This window comes from Acerihabitans sp. TG2, from assembly GCF_035013185.1.
Classification (GTDB): Bacteria; Pseudomonadota; Gammaproteobacteria; order Enterobacterales; family Enterobacteriaceae; genus Acerihabitans.
On sequence record NZ_JAYGJO010000036.1, the window covers coordinates 15,654 to 40,062 of the forward strand.

The following is a 24,409-nucleotide window of genomic DNA, read 5'->3' on the forward strand; positions in this document are numbered from 1 at the left end:
TCTGTCGCGTTGAAATGATTTCAAACATAAATATAGGGTTTAAGGAGTTTATAGTGAAAAAGTGGTTGTATGCCGCGGGCCTCGCACTAGCATTGTCTGCCTCAGTCAGCGTGCAAGCTGCTGATAAAATTGCTGTTGTCAATATCGCTAGTCTCTTTCAGCAATCTCCTCAGCGTGCTATTGTTGCCAAACAGCTGGAATCTGAGTTCAAAGGCCGTGCAGCGGATTTGCAAGCGCAAGAACGCGATTTGCAGACCAAAATGCAGCGTCTTCAACGTGACGGTTCGACAATGAAAGCGAGCGAACGCAGCCGTTTGGAGAAAGACGTCATGGCTCAACGTGAAGATTTCTCCGGCAAGGCGCAGGCTTTTGAACAAGACAACCGTCGTCGTCAGAGCGAAGAACGCAATAAAATCCTCAGCCGTATTCAAGATGCGGTGAAAACTGTCGCCACCAAGAAAGGTTATGACATCGTGATTGATGCTAGTGCCGTGGCGTACGTTGGTTCTGCCAATGACATCACTGACGATGTGTTAAAACAGGTCAAATAAGTTATGGCATCAATTCGACTGGCTGATTTAGCGCAGCGGTTGGATGCCCAATTGCACGGTGATGGCGAGCTCGTCATCACCGGCATTGCTTCCATGGGCTCCGCCAAAACGGGCCACATCACGTTTCTGGCCGATGGCCGTTTTCGTGAAAAGCTCTCATCCTGTCAGGCCGACGCAATCGTTCTTACCGAAGCCGACCTGCCTTACTGCCAATGCGCCGCATTGGTCGTCACAAATCCCTATCTGACCTATGCCAAATTGGCGCAAATACTGGATACCACTCCTGCGGCAGCGGTAGATATCGCACCTAGTGCGGTGATTTCCGCCGACGCACAGCTGGGCAACCAGGTGGCCGTTGGCGCCAATGCGGTGATTGAATCCGGCGTTGTCTTGGGAGATAACGTCACGATTGGCCCTGGCTGTTTTATCGGGAAAAACACACAAATTGGTGCCGGAACCCAACTGTGGGCCAACGTCACCGTTTATCATGAAGTGCACATTGGCACTCAGTGTCTGATACAATCCGGCACCGTGATTGGTGCAGACGGTTTTGGTTATGCTAATGACCGGGGCGATTGGGTTAAAATACCGCAGCTCGGTACGGTGATCATTGGCGATCGGGTTGAAATTGGCGCTTGCACCACCATTGATCGTGGTGCACTGGATGATACGGTGATTGGCAATGGTATCATCATTGATAACCAGTGCCAGATTGCGCATAACGTGGTTATTGGCGACAATACGGCGGTTGCTGGCGGCGTCACTATGGCCGGCAGTCTTACCATCGGTCGCTACTGCATGATCGGCGGCGCCAGCGTGATCAATGGTCATATGGAAATCTGTGACAAAGTGACGGTGACCGGTATGGGAATGGTGATGAGACCAATCACCGAACCGGGCGTATACTCATCCGGAATCCCCTTGCAGCCTAATAAAGTTTGGCGTAAAACTGCGGCATTAGTCCTGAATATCAGCGAGATCAGCAAACGACTTAAGGCTGTCGAGCGAAAAACAGCGAAAAACTAAACGCCTTCGCCATTCTTTGATAATTATGGACGTGCAGCGCGAAGCCGCCTGACACAGACATTTTTTATTTGCGGCCTGCTAAATTATCCTCTTCCAGGATTGTTGCAGGCCGTGTTGTTAATGCCATCGTTTTTTTGACAGGAAGAGTATTTTGACTACTGACACTCATACTCATACTCTGCAGATAGAAGAGATATTGGAATTGTTGCCTCACCGTTTCCCTTTTCTGCTGGTTGATCGGGTACTGGATTTTGAGAAAGGAAAATTTCTACGTGCGGTGAAAAATGTCTCTTTTAATGAGCCCTTTTTCCAGGGGCACTTTCCAGGCAAACCCATATTTCCCGGGGTGTTGATCCTTGAAGCGATGGCTCAGGCAACGGGTATTCTCGCGTTTAAGAGCGTCGGCAAACTCGCGCCGGGTGAGCTATACTACTTTGCAGCAGTGGATCATGCTCGCTTCAAACGCCCGGTTCAGCCAGGCGACCAAATGATACTTGAAGTGGAGTTTATCAAAGAGCGGCGCGGCGTTGCGCGTTTCCAAGGGGTGGCCAAAGTTGATGGCGAAATCGCCTGTGAAGCGTCAATGATGTGCGCCCGTCGTCGGGAGTCCTGAAAACGTGATTGATCAATCCGCCTTTATCCACCCCAGTGCCGTCGTTGAATCGGGCGCTATTATCCATGCCGGCGTGCATGTCGGCCCGTTTTGTTTTATTGGCCCTCAGGTGGAAATCGGTGCCGGTACGGTGCTGAAATCCCATGTCGTGATTAACGGTATCACCCGAATCGGAGAAGATAATCAAATCTATCAGTTCGCCACCATCGGTGAAGTGAATCAGGATTTGAAATATGCGGGTGAACCGACCCGGGTCGAAATCGGACACCGTAACCGTATTCGGGAAAGTGTGACGATTCATCGCGGTACAGCGCAAGGCGGTGAAGTCACCCGAGTTGGCAGTGATAACCTGTTGATGGTGAATACCCATATTGCTCACGACTGTATGATCGGCGATCACTGCATTTTTGCCAATAACGCTACCCTTGGCGGCCATGTTACGGTTGGCGATTTCGCCATTATTGGCGGGTTGACCGCAGTACACCAGTTTTGTTCTATCGGGGCCCATGTCATGGTCGGCGGTTGCTCTGGTGTGGCCCAGGATGTGCCGCCGTATGTGATAGCCCAGGGGAACCACGCCACGCCTTATGGCATCAATTTAGAAGGCCTCAAGCGGCGCGGATTTGATAAAGAAGCCTTACATGCGATCCGGGCTGCCTACAAGCTGATATATCGCAGTGGCAAAACGCTCGATGAGATCAAGCCCGAGCTTGAAATCATGGCAACACAACATGCCGTGGTAAAAACCTTTACTGATTTTCTGGCCCGTTCTCAACGGGGCATTATCCGCTGATTATGGCGGGTTCATCCGTGGTTATCGGGCTGGTGGCCGGCGAGACCTCAGGGGATATCCTGGGCGCTGGCCTGATACGCGCCTTGCGGTCGCACGTGCCGCAGGCCCGTTTTGTCGGTGTCGCCGGGCCGCGCATGCTGGCGGAAGGCTGTGAAGCCTGGTACGAAATGGAAGAATTGGCGGTTATGGGCATTATTGAGGTGGTCGAGCGCCTGCCCCGGCTGTTGACCATCCGCCGCGATCTTACCCGCCGCTTCACTGAACTGCGTCCCGATGTGTTTGTGGGGATCGACGCGCCGGATTTTAATATTACCCTTGAAGGGCGTCTGAAGCGGCGTGGTATTCGCACCATTCATTATGTCAGCCCGTCCGTCTGGGCCTGGCGTCAGAAACGGGTGTATAAAATTGGCCGAGCCACGGACAATGTCCTGGCTTTCCTGCCGTTTGAAAAAGCGTTTTACGACCGTTTTAACGTACCCTGCCAGTTTATCGGTCATACCCTGGCTGACGCCATGCCGTTGGCGCCGGATAAGTCGGCCGCGCGGCGGCAACTGGGCATTGACGCTGGCGCCCGTTGCCTGGCGCTGCTACCGGGCAGCCGCGGAGCAGAAGTCGACATGCTCAGTGCCGATTTTTTGCATACCGCCGTGTTGTTAAACCAGCGATTCCCCGGTTTGATAATCTTGGTACCGTTGGTGAATCAACGCCGACGGGAGCAGTTTGAAACCATCAAAGCCCAGGTGGCTCCCGAACTACACGTTCACCTGTTGGACGGGCAGGCGCGCGAGGCGATGATCGCCAGCGACGCAGCGCTGCTGGCCTCGGGTACCGCTGCTCTGGAATGTATGTTGGCCAAGTGCCCAATGGTGGTGGGATATCGCATGAAACCTTTCACTTTTTGGCTGGCGCGGCACCTGGTAAAAACGTCCTACGTTTCGTTGCCCAACCTACTGGCCGGTCGTGAGTTGGTTAAAGAATTGTTGCAGGAAGACTGTGTGCCCGATAAGTTGGCGGCAGCCCTCATCCCCTTGTTGAACAATGATTTTCACAGCGCGGCATTAAAAGACGACTTTCGTGACCTGCATCTACAAATTCGCTGTAATGCCGATGAGCAGGCCGCCCAGGCCGTATTGAATTTGATCGCTCAGCGGACCTAATGGTTTAATCATGACGGAATTGTTTATTTACCCGACGGCAACCTGTATTGCCGGTGTGGACGAAGTCGGTCGGGGCCCCCTGGTTGGCGCGGTGGTGACGGCCGCGGTGATATTGGATCCCTTGCGGCCCATTCACGGACTGGCCGATTCAAAAAAACTGAGCGCCAAGCGCCGGCTGGCACTCTATGATGAGATTGTCGACAAGGCGCTGGCCTGGAGCCTGGGTCGGGCGGAAGCGGTGGAAATCGATCAGCTCAATATTTTCCATGCAACCCTGCTGGCGATGCAGCGGGCGGTGCTAGGGCTGAGTATTACGCCGGATTATGTGTTGATTGACGGCAATCGCTGCCCGCTGCTGGCCATGCCCTCACTGGCCGTGGTCAAGGGCGACAACCTGGTGGCCGAAATCAGTGCCGCATCCATCGTCGCCAAGGTTTCTCGGGATCGTGAAATGGACGCGCTGCATTTGGAATATCCTGAATATGGTTTTGCCCAACATAAAGGTTATCCCACCGCGTTACATTTGGAAAAGCTGGCGCTGCTGGGGGCCACCATTCATCACCGCCGCAGCTTCGCACCGGTAAAACGGGTATTGGGTTTGTTATAACGGCCCGCGTTTCCCTCGGTTTTCTGGATTCTGCCTCGTTCATCAACTTTTGGTATCAGGATAATGACCGAACCACGTTTTATCCACCTACGCGTACACAGTGACTACTCCATGATCGATGGGCTAGCCAAAATTGGCCCATTAGTCAAAAAGACGGCGGCGATGAACCTGCCCGCGTTGGCGATCACCGATTTTATGAACCTGTGCGGGCTGGTGAAATTTTACGGCAACGCACACGGCGCCGGGATTAAACCCATCGTGGGGGCTGACGTTCTGGTACAAAGCGAGGCCCTCGGCGAAGAATATGCCGAGTTGACCATCCTGGCGGCAAATAACGCAGGCTATCAGCACCTCACGCTACTGCTCTCGGAAGCTTACCAGCGTGGTTATGGCGCCGCTGGGCCCATTATCGATCGTGATTGGCTGATCACACACAATGAAGGGTTGCTACTGATCTCGGGCGGCCGTAAAGGAGATGTCGGCAAATTCCTGATAAGGGGCAATCAGCCGCAGGTGGAACAGTGCCTGGACTTTTATCAGCGTTATTTCCCCGATCGGTATTATCTTGAGCTGACCCGGACCGGGCGACCCGACGAAGAGAGCTATCTTCATGCCGCGGTGGCGATTGCCGTGGAGCGCGGGCTGCCGGTCGTTGCCACTAATGATGTGCGTTTTATCAATGAGACGGATTTTGATGCTCATGAAATCCGTGTGGCTATCCATGACGGTTTTACCCTCGACGATCCCAAGCGCCCGCGCCTGTATAGCCCACAGCAGTTTATGCGCAGCGAAGAGCAGATGTGTGAACTGTTTGCCGATCTGCCGGAAGCGTTACAAAACAGCGTGGAAATCGCCAAGCGCTGTAACGTGACTATTCGCTTGGGCGAATATTTCCTGCCGCAATTTCCGACCGGTGATATGTCCACCGAGGATTTCCTGGTTGCCCGCGCCCATGAAGGGTTGGAAGCACGCCTGGCATTTCTATTCTCCGATGAGCAGGAACGCGAGGCTAAACGACCACCCTACGATGAACGGCTGGAGATTGAGCTCAAGGTTATTAACCAGATGGGGTTCCCCGGCTACTTCTTGATCGTCATGGAGTTCATCCAATGGTCAAAGGACAACGGCGTGCCGGTTGGCCCCGGTCGAGGATCGGGGGCCGGCTCGCTGGTGGCATACTCGCTCAAAATTACCGATCTGGACCCACTGGCATTAGATTTACTGTTTGAACGTTTCTTAAACCCCGAACGGGTATCAATGCCTGACTTTGACGTGGATTTCTGCATGGAAAAACGCGATCTGGTCATCGATCACGTGGCTGAAACCTACGGTCGTGATGCGGTTTCTCAAATCATTACGTTTGGTACCATGGCGGCCAAGGCGGTGATCCGCGACGTCGGCCGGGTGCTGGGACATCCATACGGTTTTGTCGATCGGATCTCCAAACTGGTCCCCCCCGATCCCGGCATGACGCTGGAGAAGGCCTTTGTGGCTGAGCCACAATTGCAGGCCATCTATGATGCCGACGAAGAGGTCAAAGCGCTCATTGACATGGCGCGTAAGCTCGAGGGAGTGACCCGAAACGCCGGCAAGCATGCTGGTGGCGTGGTGATTGCACCGACTAAAATCACTGATTTTGCCCCGTTGTATTGCGATGCCGAGGGCCATCATCCTGTCACCCAGTTCGATAAAAATGATGTGGAATATACCGGGCTGGTGAAGTTCGACTTTCTGGGGTTGCGTACCCTGACCATCATCAACTGGGCGTTGGAGATGATTAACGCCCGTCGGAGCAAACAGGGTTTGCCACCGGTGGATATCGCCGCGATTCCACTGGAAGATAAAAAAAGTTTTGATATGCTCCAGCGCTCGGAGACTACCGCCGTGTTCCAATTGGAATCCCGCGGCATGAAGGACCTGATCAAGCGCCTGCAGCCCGACTGCTTTGAAGATATGATAGCCTTGGTGGCGCTGTTTCGCCCTGGTCCCTTACAGTCGGGCATGGTGGACAACTTTATCGACCGTAAACACGGCCGTGAGGCTATCTCTTTTCCGGATATCGAATGGCAACATGAATCCTTACGTCCGGTACTGGAGCCGACCTACGGCATTATCCTTTACCAAGAACAGGTGATGCAGATAGCCCAGGTGCTGTCAGGTTATACGTTGGGTGGGGCGGATATGCTGCGCCGCGCCATGGGCAAAAAGAAGCTTGAAGAGATGGTAAAGCAACGCTCCATCTTCAAGGCGGGCGCGGAAAACAACGGCATCGACGGCGAGTTGTCGATGAAGATCTTCGACTTGGTGGAAAAATTTGCCGGATATGGATTTAATAAATCCCATTCTGCCGCGTATGCGCTGGTGTCCTACCAGACGTTATGGCTAAAGGCGCATTATCCCGCGGAATTTATGGCGGCGGTCATGACCGCCGATATGGATAATACCGAGAAAGTGGTTGGCCTGGTGGATGAATGCTGGCGCATGGGCCTCAAGGTGCTGCCCCCTGATATTAATAGCGGCCAGTACCATTTCCATGTCAATGATGACGGTGAAATTGTTTACGGAATCGGCGCGATTAAAGGTGTTGGCGAAGGACCGATTGAAGCTATTCTCGATGCTCGCAAACAAGATGGGCATTTCAAAGAACTGTTCGATCTGTGCGCCCGCACCGATATTAAAAAGCTCAACCGCCGGATGCTGGAAAAACTGATCATGTCCGGTGCGTTCGATCGTCTCGGACCTCATCGTGCGGCATTGATGAATTCGCTGAGCGATGCGCTTAAGGCGGCCGATCAACACGCCAAGGCGGAAGCCATCGGTCAGGGAGATATGTTTGGCGTGCTGGCCGATGCACCCGAGGCGGTGGAAGCGTCCTATAGCACCGTGCCACCCTGGCCGGAGCATGTGGTACTGGACGGGGAAAGGGAAACGCTGGGGCTGTATCTCACCGGGCATCCGATCACGCGCTATCTGCGCGAAATTGAACGTTATGCCGGTGGCATCCGATTGAAGGATATGCATCCTACCGATCGTGGCAAAATGATTACCGCCGTCGGCCTGGTGCTTTCTGCCCGGGTCATGGTAACAAAAAGAGGCAATCGTATCGGGGTGTTGACCCTTGATGATCGATCTGGACGCCTGGACGTGATGTTGTTCACGGATGCATTGGAAAAATACCAGCATTTGCTGGAAAAAGACCGTATTCTGATTGCCTCGGGACAGGTCAGCTTTGATGACTTTAATGGGGGCCTTAAAATGACCGCCCGTGAACTGCTTGATATCAGCGAAGCACGCGAAAAATATGCGCGCGGACTTGCTATATCGCTGACTGACAGGCAAATTGATGACCAGCTTTTAAACCGTCTCCGCCAATCGTTGGAACCCCATCGATCCGGGACGATTCCAGTGCATCTTTATTACCAACGCGAAGATGCCCGCGCCAGGTTGCGATTTGGCGCGACTTGGCGTGTAACGCCGACCGACCGGTTGCTGAATGATTTGCGTGCTTTGGTGGGCAACGAACAGGTGGAACTGGAATTTGACTAATATAGGAATACTATGAGTCTGAATTTTCTTGATTTTGAACAGCCGATTGCAGAGCTGGAAGCGAAAATTGACTCGCTGACCGCAGTCAGCCGTCAAGACGAAAAATTAGATATTAATCTAGATGAAGAGGTGCAGCGCTTACGTGAAAAAAGCGTGGAACTGACCCGTAAGATTTTTTCCGATTTAGGCGCTTGGCAAATTGCCCAATTGGCCCGTCATCCACGTCGGCCGTATACGCTCGATTATATCCAGCATATCTTCACCGACTTCGATGAACTGGCCGGCGATCGTGCTTACGCCGACGACAAGGCTATTGTCGGCGGTACGGCGCGACTGGACGGGCGACCGGTGATGATTATTGGCCATCAAAAGGGCCGGGAAACCAAGGAAAAAATCCGTCGAAACTTTGGTATGCCCGCGCCTGAAGGCTATCGTAAAGCCCTACGTCTAATGGAAATGGCGGACCGATTCAGTCTGCCATTGTTGACGTTTATTGATACCCCGGGAGCGTATCCTGGTGTCGGGGCGGAAGAACGCGGTCAATCCGAAGCCATCGCGCATAACCTGCGTGAAATGCCTGGGTTACGCATACCGGTGGTGTGCACGGTAATCGGCGAGGGCGGATCCGGTGGGGCGCTGGCCATCGGTGTTGGCGATAAGGTTAATATGATGCAGTACAGCACCTATTCGGTTATCTCCCCAGAAGGCTGTGCGTCCATTTTGTGGAAAAGTGCGGATAAAGCGCCGATTGCGGCAGAGGCTATGGGCATAGTCGCACCACGGTTGAAAGAGTTGGGGCTCATCGATAGCATCATCCCTGAACCGCTGGGCGGCGCTCATCGTGATGTTCTGGCGGTATCCGCGTCGTTAAAAACCCAGTTGTTAGCTGATCTTGATGAACTGGATAAAATGAGCGAAGAAGAGCTGTTAAACCGTCGTTATCAACGGCTGATGAATTACGGCTACTGCTGATTTTTACGCCCCACAAGCTTTACCTATCACACACCCTGCGGCGTTGCGTCAGCGGGGTGTTTTTTATGGGGCCGGACCGGCGGCGTTTGGTGGCGGTTTTCAGCGCAATATACCTCCAGCCGGCAATATGAAAAATGACGGGTGTAGCATACATAACCAGCGGGTGTGCTAAAACAACCATGCCAGGATAAAGGATCGGCAGAATGAACATTATTGCCATTTTAACGCCGGAACGGGTCTTCTATAAGGATGAACCGATCCGAGAGTTGGATCAGGCGCTCAAAGCACAAGGTTTTCAATTGGTTTACCCCACCAGTAGCAGCGATTTGGTGACATTGATTGAACAAAACCCGCGCATTTGCGGCGTGATCTTCGATTGGGATCAATACAGCATGGATTTATGTATTGAAATCAATGAACTCAATGAGTATCTGCCGTTGTATGCCTTTATTAACACCCACTCATCGCTGGATGTTAGCCTGAATGAAATGCGCATGGTGCTGTACTTTTTTGAGTATGGCCTGGGCGTAGCAGACGAAATTAGCACTCGTATCCGGCAGTACACCGACGAGTATATCGATGTCATCATTCCCCCGTTTACCAAGGCATTGTTCAACTATGTTAAGGAAGGCAAATACACCTTCTGTACCCCAGGTCACATGGCCGGCACTGCGTATCAAAAAAGCCCGGTGGGTAGCCTGTTTTATGATTTTTTCGGTGCCAATACCCTGAAATCCGATGTGTCGATCTCGGTAACCGAATTGGGATCGTTGCTCGATCACTCTGGTCCGCACCTGGAAGCTGAAGAATTTATCGCCCGTATTTTTGGTGCTGAACAAAGTTACATGGTGACCAACGGCACTTCTACCGCCAACAAAATGGTGGGTATGTATGCCGCGCCATCAGGCAGTACGGTGCTTATCGATCGCAATTGCCATAAATCCCTCACGCATTTGCTGATGATGAGCGACATTGTGCCGATTTATCTCTGCCCGATCCGTAATGCTTATGGCATCCTGGGCGGCATTCCCAAACGTGAATTTACCCGGGAAAGCATCGGTTTAAAAGTGGCGCAAACCGCCGGGGCCACTTGGCCGGTCCATGCGGTTATCACCAACTCCACCTATGATGGTCTGCTGTATAACACCCAATACATTAAAGACACCCTGGATGTTCCTTCTATTCACTTTGATTCTGCCTGGGTACCCTATACCAATTTCCATCAGATTTACCGTGGCAAAAGCGGCATGAGCGGTGAACGCACCCCTGGCAAGGTGATCTTCGAGACCCAATCCACCCATAAACTGCTGGCGGCATTTTCCCAAGCGTCATTGATACATATAAAAGGCGACTACGACGAACGCACGTTTAACGAAGCCTATATGATGCACACCACCACCTCGCCCAATTATGGCATTGTGGCCTCGATTGAGACCGCGGCGGCGATGGTGCGTGGCAAACCGGGCCGGCGGATGATTTTGCGCTCTATCGAACGGGCGCTGCATTTTCGTAAAGAAGTGCAACGGTTGCGCCAGGAATCCGAAGGGTGGTTTTTTGATATTTGGCAACCATCCATCATCGAGGAGGCCGTTTGCTGGCCGATCGAACCTGGCGCGCCTTGGCATGGATTCAAGCATGCCGATGCTGATCACATGTACCTCGATCCCATTAAAGTCACTATCCTGACCCCAGGCATGGATGAGTTTGGCACCCTGCAAGACCAAGGCATTCCAGCTGCACTGGTGGCTAAATTCCTTGATGAACGGGGCGTGGTGGTGGAAAAAACCGGCCCGTATAACCTGCTGTTTCTGTTTAGCATCGGCATTGACAAAACCAAAGCCATGAGCCTGCTTCGTGGATTGACCGAGTTTAAACGGGCATACGATCTGAATTTACGCGTTCGCAATATGCTGCCGGATCTGTATGCAGAAGATCCTGATTTCTACCGCACCATGCGGATCCAAGACCTGGCGCAAGGTATCCATCATCTGATTCGCCAATACCGTTTACCCCATCTGATGTTAAGTGCTTTTGACGTTTTGCCAGAAATGAAAATGACACCACACGCGGCATTTCAACAGCAGGTACGAGGTCATGTGGAAACGGTGGAACTGCCCGACATGATTGGTCGTATTTCGGCCAATATGTTGTTGCCCTATCCGCCGGGAGTGCCGGTGGTGATGCCGGGGGAAATGATTACCGAAAAAAGCCGCCCGGTACTGGATTTTTTGATTATGCTTTGCACTATCGGCATTCACTATCCCGGTTTCGAAACCGACATCCATGGTGCTCAATTGACTGACGATGGCCGTTATCTGGTCCGGGTATTAAAAACCGACCAGGGGTAAAGCCTAGCTTGATCAACGTTGGCAACCACACGAGCGAGCGGCACTTATGTGGCCGCTGAGTGGCCTCTTAGGCATAACCGAAAGCGTCTCTGGCGGAAAATATTTCACCAACATAAAAGCTAAATCGATCACATAAATCATCAAAAGCATCATCGGCATTTAGCACAAATTTGGCCAGGACAAGACCTTCTACCGCGCAAAACGTAATGTCGCTTTGGGTATTCAATACCAGCAGATCAACTAATTTTCCTTGTTCGTCGGGTAACGGAAATGTTGGACAAAGCAATGTTATTAATTCATCTTGTTCGGAATAAAAAATCACGGTGTTATCATCAACGCAAATCATCTCATCATCAACGGTTGACAACTCAAAACGGTCAGATAATAATTCAACAAATATATTCATAATTTTTACACTAAATGAGACAGCCCTTTTATCCTATCGGCGGTATGGTGATTCCCTAGTCGATGACGTAGGGAGAGATTAGCAAAAAAACGACTGAAAACATTACCCTGGTTGAAACATTTATTTCCCGGCGCCCCGGTGTTCTGTTCCTGAATTTTTTGGTTACCGCTATTAAGTGCCACCATTTGCAACAGCTCTTTATCTTTTTTTTCCACCGCAGTTGATTTTTCAGTGGTTCTATTCAAACAGTGACGTGTCACGGCATATTTTATTTCAGTATCCATCCAACCCGTACGATCCTTGCCACTTTTACAGTTCCAACAGGGAATAATACCAATTTCATAAGATAACAACGCGATACGCGTCGCCATTTTATAGGGGTCTTCACCATCTGAATGATGACTTTTTTTAGCCCAGATTTCCTTTATTTCAGCCTGTAGATTTTCTACACGTTTTTTATTACTTGGATCCGTTGCCAAATAGCGTTGTACCCATCCACCCGCTGATAGCGAAGGAGAAAGATTGCTACCTAACAATAGTTTCATTGCCGGCAGATTAATTTCATCAGAATACGCATTACCTAATTTTAATATACCTTGGGAAAGCCCGTTCACGCCAAAATTAAACGCCGCCACCTCAAGCACCACGGTAATCGGTTTACCGTGCTTATCCATTACATCCAGCTCAATGCCTTCGGTTGAGCTCAGTGTCTGCCACGCCGTTAACTGATCTTGTAACTGAGATTTTTCGGTTGATGAAAACAAGTCTATCGGCGTGAGCAGGCTGGTGGAGGTCAATTGTAGGTTAATCTTGTTTCCCTCGCGTGCCTGCGCTAGTTTCTCTGGCTGCATAGCTAAAGCAGCAGTGACAATTTGTTTGGCCCGCGCCACGGCGGCGGCGTCACGTTCCGCGCCCTTCGGCAAACCGTAAGCGCTATTGACCCCATGACGGATACCGGCGAATACCTCATGAGTCTGGCCTGCCTCTTGTATCTCGAACGACGATGTCCACAGATTAACCGCATTTTCCCTGCTGGTGGTCGTTTTAGAGCATATGCCGTTGTTTGGTTTACCTAGCGTTAGCAACGGAGTTTTTTCCCCGAGGGTTAATCGTCCGGCAGGGGTTAAATGGCTGCTGAACCTTTTGTTATCGACGCAAAAGCTTGCCCGAATACTATTCCAGGGTTTACTGTTTAATAAGGTGGTGATCGCTGAATCAAACCGCGTACGGGCTTTAGATTTTGCTATGGTATTGCTGTCGCCGCGTCTTTTATATGCCTCAGCCAGGACAGCTTTAATTTCTCGATGTAAACGTAACGTTTCATGTTTATCTTGTTCAGTCGCAAGACCCTGGTCGGCGGTGTTATTCAGACTGTCCAACCCGTGTTTAACCTGTTGTAGGTCATGATAGTCTTGCGGTAAGTTCAGCACAGTCTGATATTTTTGAACAAGTAACATCATTGCGGCCTGATCTTGTGCGGCAACACCACGGCCTGTTGGCTGATCACCCTCGTTCAGGGTATCTAACGCAGCGATGCCCGAACGCAAATAGGTATGATTGAGTGCCACGATTTCTGCACGTGTACTGCCAGTGCGGTTATTATTGACCGCCAACGTCGTTTTTGTCTGGTGGTTTTTCAGTGTTGATGCATTTATTGCCAAAGAATTTAACGTCTTAGGTTGTCCCGTTAATGTGAATTGATAGTTGGCGGGAAATACTGCACCGCTTTTTATCGATGTCAGTGTACGATTGACGTGCCTTGATGCGGTCAATATGTTAAAAACCATGGTGATTGCTGTTTTAACCCGGCTTAAATATGCACCGGTAAACGCGCTAAATACAGTGGCTTTATCATTTTTTAAAGTACACCCTGCTATATTAGTAGAGTACGATGTACCGCCGTTTTTTTTCCCCATTCCGTCAGAAATCGAATTTTTTTGACCTTTTTTTTTGTCATGATCAATCTCCGTTGATTTATATTGACCATAATTTACTAAAGTAGACATAATATTCATAGTGGATTCTCTTCGGTGCACGTTGGACGCGTGCTGTATATATTTTGCACCGATGCTAAAACAGAACGGTATTGATTTCCAGATGATATAATCGCGATAAGCGGTTTATGCATTTTTTGCAGGGATATATCCCCTAAATAATTCCCGTTGCAGGACGTCGGCAATACCGTGTGACAAATCTGCCGGATCCGACCTGGCATGACCCCGTTAAGCGCGAGGCCCAGGGAAGGGCCGAGTATGGCAACGCACCAGCAACGTGATGTATGACTGCTATCACTCACCGTTTGAGAGGGGATGAGTCTGCCTTTTGTGGGACAGCAAACGGTTGGCGGTTGACGCCAGCGGTGGATAATGAGTAACGTGCATGGGGGAATCAAAAAGGAAACCTAGCCATGCTTATATTAAAACACTTACATCATATCGCCATTATTGCCACGGATTACCAACGCAGCAAACGTTTTTACTGCGATACGCTGGGGTTTACGTTGCAAGGTGAGGTGTTTCGAGCCGAACGGGGCTCCTGGAAAGGGGATCTGGCGTTAAACGGGCAATATGTGATTGAGTTATTTAATTTCCCCGGCGCGCCGGCACGTATCAGTCGACCGGAGGCGTGCGGCTTACGCCACCTGGCTTTTGCGGTGGATGATGTGGCCAAGGCTATCGCGACATTGGCCATTGATGGCGTAGACTGCGAACCCATACGCATTGACCCCGTTACCGGCAAGCGTTTTACCTTTTTTACCGATCCAGATTTACTGCCGTTGGAATTATATGAAGCATAAACGCGACGTTCCCACCACCGCGTCCGCAGAAAACGAGCCCTGTGGGGACGTGCTGCTGGCGCACCATGACCGGGATCTGTGTGATGAGGTTGGCCAACAATTGGCCCAGCGCCGCAACGTTTTAGTGGCCTTTAGCGGTGGGTTGGATTCGACCGTATTACTGGATACGTTGGCCCGCTTGCGCCACAGTCGGATACCCGATCTGGCACTGAGGGCCATTTATATCCATCATGGACTGAGTGTTAACGCCGATACCTGGGCCGACCATTGTCAACGGCAATGTGAACTGCGGCAGGTTGATTATCAGATGGTTAAGGTGAGCCTGGATGCTGCTAACGGCGGCATAGAGGCAGCGGCCAGGTCAGCACGTTACCACGCGCTACAGCGGGCATTGTTACCCGGTGAAACGCTGCTCACTGCCCAGCATCTCGATGATCAAAGCGAGACCCTGCTGCTAGCGTTAAAGCGTGGCAGCGGGCCGGCGGGGTTGTCGTCAATGGCCGAATCCTCCCTGTGCGGACAACATGAACTCCTGCGCCCGTTGCTCGGGGTCTCCCGCGCACAGCTATCCGACTACGCCGAATGCAGGCAATTAACCTGGATCGAGGATGATAGTAACCGTGACCCGCGTTTTGATCGCAATTTCTTACGCCTGCAAATACTCCCGTTGCTCAAGCAGCGCTGGCCACATTTCAGCCGGGCGGCAGCGCGCAGTGCGCAGTTATGCGCCGAGCAAGAAGCATTACTCGATGAACTGCTCGAAGAAAGTCTGCGCCATTTGACACAGGCGGATGGTTCATTGGATCTGGCGCCGATGATGACCATGGGCAGCGCCCGGCGTGGTGCGTTGATTCGCCGTTGGCTAGCGGCCGCCGGCGTCAGGATGCCTTCGCAGGACCAGTTATCGCGGTTGTGGAATGAAGTGGTGTTGAGCCGTCCGGATGCTGCGGCGCAATGGGTACTGGCTGACCGACAGATCCGGCGTTTTCGCCAACGATTGTTTATTCTGCCACTGCAATTACCCCCCTTAAGCGAACAGGTGCTTGAATGGCCAAATAATACCACCTCCCTGATGCTGCCGCAGACGCTGGGAACGCTGCGCCTGGCTGCACCGGGCCAGACGGTGCGCGCACCTACCGCGCGCGAGCGTGTGACGGTGCGTTTTGGCGCCCACGGGGTGTTGCATATCGTCGGTCGCGTGCACGGACGGTCGTTAAAAAAAATCTGGCAGGAGCAGGATATTGCACCTTGGCAGCGAGAGCGCACGCCGCTGCTCTATTACAACGAACAACTGATTATGGCACCGGGGATTTTTGTTACTCAAGAAGGACAGGCGAGGGAAGGGGGGGAGATCTGGCAAGTAGAATGGGTACCTGTAAACAGTACTGACGGGCAGTAACCAGACTGCCCGTTGTTAACCCACCATCAAGCCGGTGGTTATTCGCTCACAACGACGATACCGAGCTCAGGATGGACAAAGCTGACGATATGATCGAGTCGAAGCTCATGCGCATTTACGCCGGACTCGTCGATAGCCAAGTACTCAACTTGTTTCCTTAAGAACATATCACGTGCCATGCCGGTGACAGTATCCCCGTTCCTAAGCGTTATTGTAAGAACCAAACGACGCTGACAGGCAAGCTCAAGATTATCGTAATCATCGCAATTAATGGGTTGATATTCTTCATTCGTTGACATAATAGCTCACCTACATGTTACGACGGCAAAAACCGCCAGTGCTCTGAGGGAGGAAGAACAGCACGCGTAAACCGCCGCCGATCCCGCCAACATCATTCAACTATTCCCTCACAATACTATAGCACAGAGGACTCATTACCCATGAATAAATGGCTCTGCAAAATATTGACTTCAAATAAATGGTTCAATTAATAATTTGATCGGTGAGATAGCCGCTGCACCTTCCTGGCCTCGGGGCGGCGTTGTCAGGTACACTGCCTGCCCAAACACCCCGCATGGAATAATCATGGCGTTGAAAGCGACTGTACATAAGGCGGCAATAAATGTCGCCGACATGGATCGAAATTACTTTTCCGATGTCAATCTGGTGTTGGCGCAGCACCCCTCCGAAACGCCACAGCGCATGATGCTGCGCCTGCTAGCGTGGATTTACCATGCTGATGATCGGCTGGAGTTTACTCGGGGCATTAGTGCTGAGGACGAGCCGGCGCTTTGGTTACATAACGATTGTGGCGAGCCGCAACTTTGGATAGAACTTGGGCTGCCGGATGAAAAACGGCTGCGCAAAGCGTGTCATCTGTCGCGACAGGTGGTGTTGTATACCTATAACGAGCGGGCGGCGCGAGTGTGGTGGCAGCAGGTACAACCGGCCCTATCCCAGCATGACAATTTGATCGTGTGGTTTGTGGATGATGGACAAATGGCGCAGTTGGCCGAGTTGGCCCAGCGTAATATGGCCCTACAGGCAACATTACAGGATGGCCTGATGTGGTTATCCGATCAACAAACGCATTTGGAAATCAAATTGCAGCAATGGCAGGGGATTACGGAATAATTCCAATCTCAATGCGGTGTGTTTTCCTGGGAATGCGGTGCTGATTAAGACGAGTGAACCCGGACGGGAGATGTCCCGTCCGGGTAGGTAACAACGAGACGTTAGTGGTTCAACTTGAGGGCGGCGTCAATCTCGCTCGCTAAGTAGTCCACGATATCGGCAATTTTCATCATCTGTTTCTCGCCAACCCGGCGATTCTTATACTCGACTTCGTCGCTGTCGAGGTTACGATCGCCGATCACTATGGTGTGAGGTATACCGATTAATTCCATATCGGCGAACATCACCCCTGGGCGCTCCTTACGATCATCGAGCAGTACTTCTATCCCTTTGGCGCGCAGGGCGGCATAAAGACCTTCCGCTGCATCCTTCACCCGGAAAGATTTATGCATATTCATCGGCAGGATCGCCACATGGAAGGGGGCGATCGCCTCTGGCCACAGAATGCCGCGATCGTCGTGGTTTTGTTCAATCGCCGCTGCCACGACTCGACTCACGCCGATACCATAACAGCCCATGGTCAGTGTTTGGTTACGACCATCTTCACCTTGCACCGTGGCTTTCAGCGCTTCGGAATATTTGCTACCCAATTGAAAAATATGGCCTACCTCAATTCCACGCTTAATCTGCAAGGTACCTTTGCCATCCGGACTAAGATCCCCTTCCACCACCTTACGCAAATCGGCGATCGGCGCCAGCGGCAAATCGCGCAGCCAATTGATACCGAAATAATGCTTACCGTCAATGTTGGCACCGGCGCCAAAATCGCTCATGACGGCTACGCTGCGATCGATGATCACCGGGATTGGCAAGTTCACCGGTCCGAGAGAACCCGGACCCGCGCCGATGGCCGCCTTGATTTCATCTTCGGTGGCAAACGTCAACGGGCTGGCGACCTGCGGTAATTTTTCTGCTTTTATCTCGTTAAGCTGATGATCGCCACGCAGCAGCAGTGCAATCAGCGGCTGGTCGGCGTCTTTGTCGCCATGGACAATCAGCGTTTTAACCGTTTTTTCCACCGGCAGGTTAAACTGTTCCACCAGTTCGGCGATGGTTTTAGCGTTCGGCGTATCGACCAAACCCATGGTCAGCGTCGGTTCCGCCCGTGGGGTGGCTGGTGCTATAGCTTCGGCCAGCTCGATATTGGCGGCGTAATCCGAGTCGCTGGAAAATACAATATCATCCTCGCCACTGCTGGCCAGCACCTGGAACTCATGGGAAGCGTTGCCACCAATGGAACCGGTATCCGCTTGCACCGCACGGAAATTCAGGCTCATGCGGTTGAAAATGGTACTGTATGCCTGGTACATAGCGTCATAAGTCGCCTGTAAGGATTCCTGGTTAGTATGAAAGGAATAGGCATCCTTCATCAGAAACTCACGGGCACGCATGACGCCAAAGCGTGGGCGTACTTCGTCACGAAATTTGGTTTGAATTTGAAAAAAATTCAGCGGCAGCTGCTTATAGGAGCTGATTTCGTTACGCACCAGATCGGTAATCACTTCCTCATGGGTCGGGCCCAGCACGAAGGGGCGTTCGCCACGGTCAACAAAACGCAGCAATTCCGGGCCATACTGCTCCCAGCGGCCGCTTTCCTGCCACAAATCCGCCGGTTGGACTACTGGCATCGAGACCTCGATGGCACCAGCGTTGTTCATCTCTTCACGCACGATGGTCTCGACTTTGCGCAGTACCCTTAAGCCAGTAGGCAACCAGGTATAAAGACCCGAGGCCAGTTTGCGGATCATCCCGGCACGCAGCATCAGTTGATGACTAATGACTTCCGCATCAGCGGGAGTTTCTTTGAGGGTGGAAAGCAGGTATTGGCTTGTACGCATGGTAGTTGGGTTCCACAAAAACGGCTTATACCCGTCATCTTTCACGTCGCACAGGCGCTAACTTCGCTGGTTCACCGAATACGCTTCGGATGGACTGGCTTGCCGTTTACCTGTAACGCGAATGCCTTGGGGTAGGGTGCCATAGACTGCATATTGGCAGCAAAATAACAAAAGTGAATCAGTTTACCAGCGTGAGCCCGCGGCCAAAAGAGACAGGGTGGAATTTTGTTAAAATCCTTCCACCCGAAGGCTTATTCGTGGTCCGGGATCCTCTGGCACGCTCGTTTAGCCAGGCATTATGGGTGATTCCTCTACACTACGGGATCAATAGCCAATACTTCGGCCACCGGCCCGTCTACCCGCCAGCGGACAGTAAACTCCAGCAGCGCAACGGCATAAATACGTTCGCTATCCTGCCGTCGGTGGTAAGCAGGGCGGGGATCCTGCGCCAGTATATCGCTAATAAATCGCCGTAGGCGCGGGTAGTCAGGGGCCAGTTCGGCCAACTGCCGTTCGGCGGCAGCGCAAAATTCGACCGCCATGCCCGCCGTGGGGCTCTGCTGGGCAAATCCCGCCTGCGCCGCCGGTATGCTTTCGGCATAAGGCAAGTAAGGCTTGATATCCACTACCGGTGTGCCGTCGACTAAATCAAGACTGCCCAGTTCCAGCGTCACCTGCGCACCACTGATACGGATCCCGCGCAGGGCAATCAGCGACATACCGATGGGGTTAGGTCGAAAGGTAGAACGCGTGGCGAAGACACCTACCCGGGCATTACCGCCCAAACGGGGGGGCCGCACGGTAGGATGCCAGCCCTGCGCCAGGGTCTGGTGAAATACGAACAACACCCAGATATGGCTGAATGCCTCCAGGCCGCGCACCGCGTCCGGTTGATTATAGGGCGGCAACAAACTCAGCTCACCTGTCCCATCCACCACCAGACCAGGTTGGCGCGGTACGGCAAATTTTTCTTTATAGGGTGAACGAATGACCCCTATCTGCCGTAGGCCGTATTCATTCATTGGGTAACTTTAAGCGCGGTACCCTGACACACTGCTTGCTGATAGCAGCCAGCAACCGCCCTGACTATTTCACATCGGTGCAGCAGGACGGCATTGCCTTTCATGTGTGCGGCGCGCATCTGCATATCCCGACGCGCAGCGCTCAGACTCGGTGGCGGATCCTGCAAGCTCACCTGGCAGGTTGAACCTGATACTTCACCCAGGTCGCGAAAAGGTTTGCCCACCAACTCATCGGCGGTTTTGTACAATTTTGCCGGTAGCGGGCGTGTCGATGTTTTATGGGCTGGTGAGTTGTTTTGAAAAGGCGACACCGGTGCGGTTTGGTTTGCTGTCGAGGGTTTCTGATGCAGCCATGAACAACCGGTCAGCAACAGGACAAAAAGACATCCGGGTAAAGCTCGCATAAAATTTCCTCTGGTTATATTTATTTTACCGGCGCTATTGAATCAATGTATGGCAAAAATAACAAGACGGGCCTTAGCCCGTCTGGTGTAAAGCGCACGTAATACCCGTCATACTTCAGGCTGCAGGTGTGTTGGCTGCACTCGAGTTATTTAGGGTGTGGGTTGTTACCAACCTTTAACTGCGCCGCCATTAAATATTTTGTTTGCGGCTGCGCTAACTTCGTCAGACTGATAAGCCTGCACGAATTTTTTGACGTTTTCCGCATTTTTATTGTCTTCACGTGCCACAATCAGATTCACGTAAGGAGAGTCTTTATCTTCCACAAACAGACCGTCTTTAGCCGGCGTTAAGCCAATCTGGCTGGCGTAGGTGGTGTTGATGATCGCCAGAGCGATTTGCTTATCGTCCAGTGAACGTGGGAGTTGCGGTGCTTCCAGCTCTACCAGTTTGAGGTTTTTCGGGTTGCCAACCACATCAAGAACGGTTGGCTGCAAGCCGACGCCATTCTTTAAGGTAATCAGGCCCACTTTTTGCAGCAGCAGCAAAGATCGACCCAAGTTAGTGGGATCGTTTGGCAACGCCACTTGGGAACCTGGTTTTAGCTCATCTAATGATTTGATTTGTTTGGAATAACCGGCAATGGGATAAACAAAAGTGTTGCCAACCGGCGTCAATTTATAGCCGCGATCTTTGATTTGTTGATCAAGGTAAGGTTTGTGCTGGAACGCATTGACGTCGATATCGCCTTTACTCAGCGCTTCATTAGGTAACACGTAGTCATTAAAGGTCACCAATTCGACGTCCAGGCCATATTTTTCTTTAGCCACTTTCTGCGCCACTTCCGCAACCTGCTGTTCAGCGCCGACAATCACGCCAACTTTGATGTGGTTTGGATCTTTTTTATCCTGGCCGCAGCCCGTCAGCGCCAGGGTACCAATTAAAGCACTGACGGTCGCCAGCGTTTTTATTCTAGAAAACATATCCCTTCCCTCTATTTTCGACGTTGTTCCATGAAGCACCGCGTATGGTGGCTTCAATATTGATACCCTTGATCTTTCATGTTGCAGGGGTGTTGGCTGCGTCTGAATTCCGATCACTTTTTTTGGGTGAGCTCATCGGGTTCACTCGCTGTCTGCCGGTCTACAACTTGATATCTATGGGGTATTCGGATTGACCCTTTGGGGCACTATTTATGGGTAACGGCTTTAACGATTTTATCGCCGCCGAGTTGAATTAAAAATACCAAAACAACCAATAACGCCAACACAATATTCATTATGGTCGCATTATAACCGATATAACCGTACTGAATGCCGATTTGTCCAAGCCCGCCGGCGCCTACCGCCCCACCCATGGCGGAATAACCAACCAGCGTAATGAGGGTGATGGTTGCGGCGTTGACCAGGCCCGGCAGCGCCTCAGGCAGCAGCACTTTGCGGATAATCTGTAGCGGCGTCGCACCCATGGCCCGTGATGCCTCAATCAGGCCGGCGGGAATTTCCAGTAAGGCGTTTTCCACCATCCGGGCGATAAACGGTGTCGCCCCGATGGTCAGTGGCACAATCGCCGCCTGTAGGCCGATTGACGTGCCGACAATCATTCGGGTAAATGGAATCATCCACACCAGTAAAATAATAAAAGGAATGGAACGGAAAATATTCACCAACGCGGAGGTAAGGCGGTAGGCCTTGCGATTATCGGCGATCTGCCCGGGTCTGCTAATATAAAGCAGTACGCCGATGGGCAGGCCAAGCACAAATCCCAGAAAACCCGAGACAAAGGTCATCATTAGCGTTTCCCAAATGCCTTTGGCAAATAATGCGAGCATAGCCTCAGACATAACCCAGCACCTCGACCTTAACGAATTGTTGTTGTAAAAAGGCAATGGCATTGCGGGAGTCATCCTCATTGCCTGCCATTTCCGTCAGCATAATGCCGAATTTTACGCCACCCGCATAATCCATCTGAGCACTGATGATGTTGTTATTAACGTTAAACCGACGGGCAGCCTCGGATAGCAACGGCGCGTCCACGGATTGCCCGGTAAATTCCAACTGCAGGATCGGAATTTTGCCCTCTGCGGGTTCTGGCGTCATACGTTGGAGATAATCCTCGGGTATATCGAGGTGCAGCGTGGATTTTATAAATTGCTGCGCCAGCGGTGTTTTGGGATGGGAAAACATCTCACTGACCGTATCCTCCTCAATCAGCTTGCCTTGGCTAATGATCGCCACCTGATCGCAAATGCGTTTGACCACGTCCATCTCATGGGTAATGAGCAGAATGGTCAAGCCCAGCCGCCGATTGATGTCCTTTAATAAGGCTAGGATTGATCGGGTGGTGGCCGGGTCAAGGGCGCTGGTAGCCTCATCGCACAGCAATACCTTGGGGTTGCTGGCCAACGAACGGGCAATGGCCACCCGCTGTTTCTGTCCACCGGACAAGTTGGCGGGATAGGCATCAGCCTTGTCCTCCAGTCCTACCAGCGCCAGCAGTTCGTTGACCCGAGCCTTGATATCGGCTCTGGATAAATTATCCAATTCCAGCGGCAGGGCGATATTGCCTGAAACAGTTCGGGATGACAGCAGGTTAAAATGCTGAAAAATCATGCCGATTTGCCGCCGGGCAGTAATAAGCTGATGTTCTGGCAAATTTGTCAAATCCTGTCCATCGACTAATACCGTTCCTTTGGTGGGACGTTCCAATAAGTTTACACACCGGATAAGCGTGCTTTTCCCGGCACCGGAAGCACCGATTACGCCGTAAATCTGGCCCGCGGCCACGTGCAGTGAAACATCCGACAAGGCATTGATCGTCAAGGTGCCCTGCGAGTACTGCTTGGTAATATGAGAAAGTGTGATCATGCGTTTTTATTGTTACTGGTTACCTGTGGCGAGAGCAAAGAGTGTATATGCAAATACCCGAGGGTATTAATGAAGTGGGATGTTAGGGCGTCTAGACGTCTAAGTCAACTGGGATTGTTTTTCTCTGTTTCTCTTCAGGTGACAAAACATGCGATACTAATAGCTGTTTACGCTATTAGGAGCCAATCAGTGGCACAGCCCGTTCCAGCTATATTTTTAGACCGTGATGGTACCATTAATGTCGATCACGGTTACGTTTATGAAATCGATGACTTTCACTTTATTGATGGCGTAATTGAAGCCATGCAGGAACTGAAAGCCATGGGCTTCGCCCTTATTGTTATCACCAACCAGTCAGGCATCGCGCGCGGTAAATTTACCGAAGCTCAGTTTATGCGTCTGACGGAGTGGATGGATTGGTCACTCGCCGATCGAGACGTGGAATTGGATGGCATCTATTTTTGCCCCCATCACCCCGATGCCGGTGAAGGTGAGTATCGTCAGGACTGTGATTGCCGCAAACCGAAACCGGGAATGCTGCTGGATGCCCAAGAATTTCTGGATATCGATATGGCCGCCTCCTATATAGTAGGTGACAAAGTCGAAGATATGCTGGCGGGTCGAGCAGCCGGAGTGGGTACCAAAGTTTTGGTACGTACCGGTAAACCCGTGGACGAAAATGCCGAAACCCAAGCGGATTGGGTCATAGATAGCCTCGCCAACCTGCCTCAGGCGATAAAACAGCACACAAAAGACGCGTAACGGGTATTTATTAGTCGTTCGATAAAAAAAAACCGATATTTGCTTGCCATTTCACAGCACGTCCCTATAATGCGCCTCCATCGACCGGGACTGTGAGCAACATCGCAGCGTCAGGAAACGAGTCAGAAGGCAGGCCGAACGGGCTTGACACTGAAAGAGGAAAGCGTAG

At 51.7% G+C, this 24,409-nt stretch carries 22 protein-coding genes; 13 read left to right on the forward strand and 9 right to left on the reverse strand.

Annotation, left to right across the window (positions count from 1 at the left end; genetic code table 11):
* The first annotated feature begins 53 nt into the window (after positions 1-53).
* The 9 genes from skp to SJI19_RS22055 all read left to right on the forward strand — a co-directional run bounded on the left by skp (position 54) and on the right by SJI19_RS22055 (position 11,613).
* Positions 54-551 (forward strand): molecular chaperone Skp, encoded by a 498-nt coding sequence (skp, locus tag SJI19_RS22015; RefSeq protein WP_323480411.1) that lies wholly within the window; start codon positions 54-56, stop codon positions 549-551.
* Between the two features lie 3 nt (positions 552-554).
* On the forward strand, positions 555-1,577 hold the full coding sequence (gene lpxD / locus SJI19_RS22020) for a UDP-3-O-(3-hydroxymyristoyl)glucosamine N-acyltransferase (protein WP_323480412.1): 1,023 nt from the start codon (positions 555-557) through the stop codon (positions 1,575-1,577).
* Positions 1,578-1,728: 151 nt separating this feature from the next.
* Positions 1,729-2,190 (forward strand): 3-hydroxyacyl-ACP dehydratase FabZ, encoded by a 462-nt coding sequence (gene fabZ, locus SJI19_RS22025; RefSeq protein ID WP_323480413.1) that lies wholly within the window; start codon positions 1,729-1,731, stop codon positions 2,188-2,190.
* A gap of 4 nt (positions 2,191-2,194) precedes the next feature.
* A complete protein-coding gene (lpxA, locus tag SJI19_RS22030; protein WP_323480414.1) occupies positions 2,195-2,983 on the forward strand; it encodes an acyl-ACP--UDP-N-acetylglucosamine O-acyltransferase in 789 nt (262 codons plus the stop codon).
* Positions 2,984-2,985: 2 nt separating this feature from the next.
* A complete protein-coding gene (lpxB, locus tag SJI19_RS22035) occupies positions 2,986-4,140 on the forward strand; it encodes a lipid-A-disaccharide synthase (RefSeq protein WP_323480415.1) in 1,155 nt (384 codons plus the stop codon).
* Between the two features lie 10 nt (positions 4,141-4,150).
* Positions 4,151-4,747, forward strand: a complete 597-nt coding sequence (gene rnhB, locus SJI19_RS22040) for a ribonuclease HII (RefSeq protein WP_323480416.1) — start codon at positions 4,151-4,153, stop codon at positions 4,745-4,747.
* A gap of 63 nt (positions 4,748-4,810) precedes the next feature.
* Positions 4,811-8,293: a DNA polymerase III subunit alpha gene (gene dnaE, locus SJI19_RS22045; RefSeq protein WP_323480417.1), complete on the forward strand. Its 3,483-nt coding sequence runs from the start codon at positions 4,811-4,813 to the stop codon at positions 8,291-8,293.
* 12 nt (positions 8,294-8,305) lie between these two features.
* On the forward strand, positions 8,306-9,265 hold the full coding sequence (gene accA, locus SJI19_RS22050) for an acetyl-CoA carboxylase carboxyl transferase subunit alpha (RefSeq protein WP_323480418.1): 960 nt from the start codon (positions 8,306-8,308) through the stop codon (positions 9,263-9,265).
* A 203-nt stretch (positions 9,266-9,468) separates the two neighbouring features.
* Positions 9,469-11,613, forward strand: coding sequence for a lysine decarboxylase LdcC (locus tag SJI19_RS22055; RefSeq protein WP_323480419.1), 2,145 nt, complete (start codon positions 9,469-9,471; stop codon positions 11,611-11,613).
* 67 nt (positions 11,614-11,680) lie between these two features.
* Here SJI19_RS22055 and SJI19_RS22060 read toward each other — a convergent pair whose 3' ends face one another.
* Both SJI19_RS22060 and SJI19_RS22065 read right to left on the reverse strand, forming a co-directional pair.
* A complete protein-coding gene (locus SJI19_RS22060; protein ID WP_323480420.1) occupies positions 11,681-12,019 on the reverse strand; it encodes a hypothetical protein in 339 nt (112 codons plus the stop codon).
* Between the two features lie 5 nt (positions 12,020-12,024).
* Positions 12,025-14,034 (reverse strand): inositol phosphate phosphatase SopB, encoded by a 2,010-nt coding sequence (locus SJI19_RS22065; protein ID WP_323480421.1) that lies wholly within the window; start codon positions 14,032-14,034, stop codon positions 12,025-12,027.
* A 392-nt stretch (positions 14,035-14,426) separates the two neighbouring features.
* Between SJI19_RS22065 and SJI19_RS22070 the strand changes: the two genes are divergently transcribed.
* Complete coding sequence (locus SJI19_RS22070; RefSeq protein ID WP_323480422.1) at positions 14,427-14,816, forward strand: VOC family protein; 390 nt, start codon at positions 14,427-14,429, stop codon at positions 14,814-14,816.
* On the forward strand, positions 14,806-16,215 hold the full coding sequence (gene tilS / locus SJI19_RS22075; protein ID WP_323480423.1) for a tRNA lysidine(34) synthetase TilS: 1,410 nt from the start codon (positions 14,806-14,808) through the stop codon (positions 16,213-16,215). Before SJI19_RS22070 ends, tilS begins: the two co-directional genes overlap by 11 nt.
* A gap of 38 nt (positions 16,216-16,253) precedes the next feature.
* On the opposite strand, the gene rof is transcribed toward tilS, so the two are convergent.
* Complete coding sequence (gene rof / locus SJI19_RS22080) at positions 16,254-16,514, reverse strand: Rho-binding antiterminator (protein ID WP_323480424.1); 261 nt, start codon at positions 16,512-16,514, stop codon at positions 16,254-16,256.
* A 286-nt stretch (positions 16,515-16,800) separates the two neighbouring features.
* Between rof and SJI19_RS22085 the strand changes: the two genes are divergently transcribed.
* Positions 16,801-17,349: a YaeQ family protein gene (locus SJI19_RS22085; protein WP_323480425.1), complete on the forward strand. Its 549-nt coding sequence runs from the start codon at positions 16,801-16,803 to the stop codon at positions 17,347-17,349.
* Positions 17,350-17,450: 101 nt separating this feature from the next.
* Here SJI19_RS22085 and proS read toward each other — a convergent pair whose 3' ends face one another.
* The 6 genes from proS to metN all read right to left on the reverse strand — a co-directional run bounded on the left by proS (position 17,451) and on the right by metN (position 23,478).
* On the reverse strand, positions 17,451-19,187 hold the full coding sequence (gene proS, locus SJI19_RS22090) for a proline--tRNA ligase (RefSeq protein ID WP_323480426.1): 1,737 nt from the start codon (positions 19,185-19,187) through the stop codon (positions 17,451-17,453).
* A 311-nt stretch (positions 19,188-19,498) separates the two neighbouring features.
* Entirely contained in the window at positions 19,499-20,209 is a 711-nt protein-coding gene (gene tsaA / locus SJI19_RS22095; protein ID WP_323480427.1) for a tRNA (N6-threonylcarbamoyladenosine(37)-N6)-methyltransferase TrmO, read from the reverse strand.
* Positions 20,206-20,613 (reverse strand): Rcs stress response system protein RcsF, encoded by a 408-nt coding sequence (gene rcsF, locus SJI19_RS22100; RefSeq protein ID WP_323480428.1) that lies wholly within the window; start codon positions 20,611-20,613, stop codon positions 20,206-20,208. The genes tsaA and rcsF overlap by 4 nt, the downstream gene beginning before the upstream one ends.
* 165 nt (positions 20,614-20,778) lie before the next feature.
* Positions 20,779-21,594, reverse strand: coding sequence for a MetQ/NlpA family lipoprotein (locus SJI19_RS22105; protein WP_323480429.1), 816 nt, complete (start codon positions 21,592-21,594; stop codon positions 20,779-20,781).
* 206 nt (positions 21,595-21,800) lie between these two features.
* The gene (locus SJI19_RS22110; protein WP_323480430.1) at positions 21,801-22,454 is read right to left on the reverse strand and encodes a methionine ABC transporter permease MetI; all 654 of its coding nucleotides are present in this window, start codon (positions 22,452-22,454) and stop codon (positions 21,801-21,803) included.
* Positions 22,447-23,478, reverse strand: coding sequence for a methionine ABC transporter ATP-binding protein MetN (metN, locus tag SJI19_RS22115; protein WP_323480431.1), 1,032 nt, complete (start codon positions 23,476-23,478; stop codon positions 22,447-22,449). Before metN ends, SJI19_RS22110 begins: the two co-directional genes overlap by 8 nt.
* 189 nt (positions 23,479-23,667) lie before the next feature.
* Here metN and gmhB point away from each other — a divergent pair, with 189 nt between their 5' ends.
* On the forward strand, positions 23,668-24,240 hold the full coding sequence (gene gmhB / locus SJI19_RS22120) for a D-glycero-beta-D-manno-heptose 1,7-bisphosphate 7-phosphatase (RefSeq protein ID WP_323480432.1): 573 nt from the start codon (positions 23,668-23,670) through the stop codon (positions 24,238-24,240).
* The last annotated feature ends 169 nt before the right edge of the window (positions 24,241-24,409 follow it).